Annotated in this window: 2 protein-coding genes and 2 pseudogenes; all 4 read left to right on the top strand. The window is 60.1% G+C overall.

Features of this window, described 5'->3' with window-relative positions; translation table 11 throughout:
* Positions 1-180 precede the first annotated feature (180 nt).
* A pseudogene (locus EOA38_RS33270) lies at positions 181-894 on the top strand (site-specific integrase); the annotation flags it as partial.
* Between the two features lie 106 nt (positions 895-1000).
* Positions 1001-1138, top strand: a complete 138-nt coding sequence (locus EOA38_RS41025) for a hypothetical protein (RefSeq protein WP_281060143.1) — start codon at positions 1001-1003, stop codon at positions 1136-1138.
* A complete protein-coding gene (locus EOA38_RS33265; protein WP_127301224.1) occupies positions 1135-1968 on the top strand; it encodes a tyrosine-type recombinase/integrase in 834 nt (277 codons plus the stop codon). Before EOA38_RS41025 ends, EOA38_RS33265 begins: the two co-directional genes overlap by 4 nt.
* A 108-nt stretch (positions 1969-2076) precedes the next feature.
* Positions 2077-2585, top strand: a pseudogene (locus EOA38_RS33260) (site-specific integrase); the annotation flags it as partial.

Genomic DNA, 2585 nt, shown 5'->3' with positions numbered 1-2585 from the left:
ATCTATCGGCGCGTCCCGATCTTGACTGCGTTCGCGGATTTCACTGCAGCACGCAACGTCAACCATACCGACCAGGCGGAAGCGCTCGTTGAAGCATTCGCTGTCGACTGGCTATCTGCTCGTCGCGCCGATCGATCCGCTGATGCGTGTCGACGCGATCGCAACTTCGTCGGGGGCATTGTGCGGCATTTCTTCAGCCAGGTCGTCTCGAAGTCGGATACCACCAGCCGTAGAACAGCTTGGCCGATCCCTTTCGCTACCCAGGCGCCGGGATTCTTCGACTATCTTCGTGAAGAACGCGGCCTGCGTCCGAGTTCGATTTTCCACTATCGGCACTATCTGCGCCGGTTCGAACGATATCTCCAGGACGTTGGATGCGAACTCGCGGCGTTGTCATTGCCCGTGGTCACGGGATACATCACGACGATGGCCCGGGATTTCGGTCCCAGGGCGATGGTGAGCATTGCCAGCACGCTGCGCATTTTCCTTCGATATGCGAACAGAGAAGGCCTCCTGCAACGCGACATCAGCAAGCAGGTCGAGGTGCCCCAGCACTATCGGCTGGCCGACATACCGCGATCGATCAGTTGGGATTCCGTCCAGAAGATGCTCGATCAGGTCGATCTCCGCACCGTCGTTGGCCGACGCGATTACGCCATGCTGTTGCTGATGATCACATATGGCCTGCGCGCCCGCGAGGTTGCGGCGCTGACGCTCGACGACATCGATTGGAAGCGCGACCGATTACACGTGCGGGAGCGCAAGGCCGATCATAGCACTGCTTATCCGCTGGCCCCCGTCATCGGCGAGGCGATCATCGACTATCTGAAGAATGGGCGGCCTGATGTGCAGGGCCGACAGATCTTCTGGCGATACCTAGCGCCGCGATCGCCACTGACGCAGGCCGCGGTGTCGGCCATGACCAGCAAGTACCTGCATAGGGCGGGCATTCCCGTGGCCCGGTTCCCATACGTTGCGACATGCCTGCGTCCAGAGGCTGGTGGACAACGGCTTTCCGCTCAAGACCATCGGCGATTATGTCGGGCATCGCTCGGCCTCTTCCACGATGATCTACGCCAAGGTCCAGGTGGACGGCTTGCGTGAAGTCGCTCTTGGCGACGGGGAGGATCTGCAATGAGCCCCCGTCTTCCCGAGCCTTCAAGCCCGATCGCGCCCCACATCGTCACTTTCATTCGCCACAAGCGCGCGCTCAACCGGCGCTACGACGTCGAAGACAAGGTGCTGCGGATGCTCGACGGCTATCTGAACGCACGGGGCGTCAAGACCCTCGCGGAGATCACCCCGGCGCTCCTCGATGCTTTTTTCCTGAGCCGTCCGCGCTCGCGGCCGCGAAGCTTCAACCATCTTATCGGTGTCGTCGGCCGGCTGTTCGAGTGGATGGTCGAACACGACGTTATCGATCGCTCCCCCGTCACGATGAAGCCGCGCCGCCGAGGTAATCCAAGACCGCCCTGCATCCTGGATCTGCGGACTGCCCAACAACTCATCGATCGCGCCGCCGAACTCGCGGATCGGAACAACGCTCTGCTTCGCGGTCCCGCCTATGCCACCATCTTCAGCCTGCTGTTCGGGCTTGGTCTGCGCGTCGGCGAGGTTGCGCGCCTGCGGTGGCGGGATGTCGATCGCAATCGTGACGTCCTCACCATCCGCGAGACGAAGTTTTCCAAGTCGAGGCTCATTCCCATGGGACCGCAACTGGCACAGCGACTCTATGCGTTCATGGCGTCGCGATCGCAGCACCTGGCTTCGGTTGCGGCCGACACACCGCTGTTTTCTTTCATGAAAGGCCGACCCGTGAACCCGGGCACAATCAGCATCATTTTTCATTCGCTCGCGGCCGAGCTGAACATCGCGATCCCGCCAGGAGGAACGCCGGCTCACGTGCATGATCTACGGCATAACTCCGAGTGCCGGATTATTCCGAGTGACGCCATCGCCGCGGCGTAATTTTCTCATGATTGCAAGTAATTGGATCAGCGTCGGCCGTTGATTGCTCGACATTATTCGGCTGCTCTTTCTGAGCGTGGACTTTCCCACGCTATAGGGAGACAGACGATGATTGATCTGAATGAGGCGCTAGCCAAAGATCGCTGGAGAGGCCGATTGGCTAGCCACCTGGATGATTTCGAGGCTTTGCTCGATGGCCAGGGATACGCCAAAACGACTGTTCAGCAGAAGATTAAGCTCCTGGCCGGTTTCAGTGCTTGGGTGGAGAGGCAGGATGTTCCGCTGAGCTTGCTCGGGGAAGAGGACGCAGATCGATTTCTGACGGAACTTGGTTTGCGCCCGAGGCGTGGCGATGCCTGGACCATTCGGCAGTTGCTCCGATATCTGCGCGACACGGGCGGCGTGCCGGTGCTGCTGCCAGAGGTCGATATGAGCGCCAAGGGTAAGCTGATCGACGCATTTGGGGAATTCCTGCGCAAGGAGCGTGGTCTCTCGGCATCGACATTGACGAACTATCTGCCGATTGTTCGTGGGTTCCTGGACGAACAGTTTGGCGGCAACGATCCGGATTTTGACCGCCTGCGAGTGGGCGACGTTCATCGGTTCATCGTGCGGCG

It is taken from the genome of Mesorhizobium sp. M1E.F.Ca.ET.041.01.1.1 (assembly GCF_003997355.1).
Classification (GTDB): Bacteria; Pseudomonadota; Alphaproteobacteria; order Rhizobiales; family Rhizobiaceae; genus Mesorhizobium.
The sequence above is the reverse complement of the archived record's forward strand: the minus strand, read 5'-3'. Positions and strand labels throughout refer to the sequence as shown.

Coding starts and splice junctions, on each gene's coding strand:
- EOA38_RS33265 (WP_127301224.1), top strand. CDS start 1,135: ATGAGCCCCCGTCTTCCCGAGCCTTCAAGCCCGATCGCGCCCCACATC.